Raw genomic sequence first — 1026 nt, forward strand, 5'->3', positions numbered from 1 at the left:
GTTTATTATAATGTATATTTTAATAGACTGCATCAGTCTTTAGATAGATATTGTTTAAGGCTCTCGACTGATGACATTATGTGATAAAACATATAAAATTAATATAAAAAGGAGGCGTGCAATGAAGACTTTTTTTACTATTATTAAAAATATTATCGCAGTAATGGCTATTTTAGTCATTGTTTATATAGCGTTAAAATATGCGCCTTTCTTGCGGGATCAAGAATGGAATCCTATTAATCAACCGTCATCACAATCAACTCAAGTTATGCAAGATAATAATCACAATCCACAACCACGTGTTTTGGAAAATGGTAAAAGATACTCACTCGAAGATAATGATTTAATCAAAAACGTACCGACTAGCCAAATTAAAAATGTTTTTAATTTTATAGATAAGAGAGAATTTATGGATGTCTCTGGTTTAACTCGCATGGCATATAATGAGCAATATTTAATAGGACAACGAGACAATGAATTCATTATTTATAAATTTGGTTCAGATTCTATTAGAGTTTACAATACAGAATTCGAAATGCAACAAGATTTAAATGGATTAGGACAAAATCTTATAATGAAACCTAAAGAAGCATACCAATAATAACAAGATATGCAAGGTTGCATGAGTAATTTAGATAAGTTAAGATGACAATAGAATAAATAAAAAGGTTGGTGTAGTTCTAATGGCAGAGCAATCTAAAGATAAACAAGCTAATGAGCAAGCAAAAGCCCAAAACTTATTCGCAAATTGGAAAAATAAGCAATCTAAAAGTGAAAAATAATTAAACAATTTAATATATGTCAATGGTCATCAAATTGAAGTCAATAATGATAATAAATTTGATGCAATCGAAATAAAAAGTCTGAGTTGGCCAGTAACATTATATTTTTAAATAAAATTACTGGCTAAAACTTAGGCTTTTTCTTTTGGTTCTATAATAAATCGGACTGATAGAGAATTTTTAATTATTTTCTATTAGTCCGATTTTTGTATTTTGAATATGAAAAAAGCGCAATTATCTCTAT

Annotated in this window: 2 protein-coding genes; both read left to right on the plus strand. The window is 28.0% G+C overall.

The features are described 5' to 3' along the window. The first annotated feature begins 121 nt into the window (after window positions 1-121). The gene (locus tag CD113_RS11595; RefSeq protein WP_095092746.1) at window positions 122-601 is read left to right on the plus strand and encodes a DUF4930 family protein; all 480 of its coding nucleotides are present in this window, start codon (window positions 122-124) and stop codon (window positions 599-601) included. A gap of 82 nt (window positions 602-683) precedes the next feature. After that, complete coding sequence (locus CD113_RS12895) at window positions 684-782, plus strand: hypothetical protein (RefSeq protein ID WP_002462344.1); 99 nt, start codon at window positions 684-686, stop codon at window positions 780-782. Window positions 783-1026 lie beyond the last annotated feature (244 nt).

Origin of the sequence: Staphylococcus simiae, from assembly GCF_002902085.1 — a bacterium.
In the GTDB taxonomy this organism is placed as follows: domain Bacteria; phylum Bacillota; class Bacilli; order Staphylococcales; family Staphylococcaceae; genus Staphylococcus; species Staphylococcus simiae.

Bases quoted from the DNA above. Each gene is read 5' to 3' on its own strand.
- CD113_RS11595 (WP_095092746.1), top strand. From the start codon at position 122: ATGAAGACTTTTTTTACTATTATTAAAAATATTATCGCAGTAATGGCT.
- CD113_RS12895 (WP_002462344.1), top strand. From the start codon at position 684: ATGGCAGAGCAATCTAAAGATAAACAAGCTAATGAGCAAGCAAAAGCC.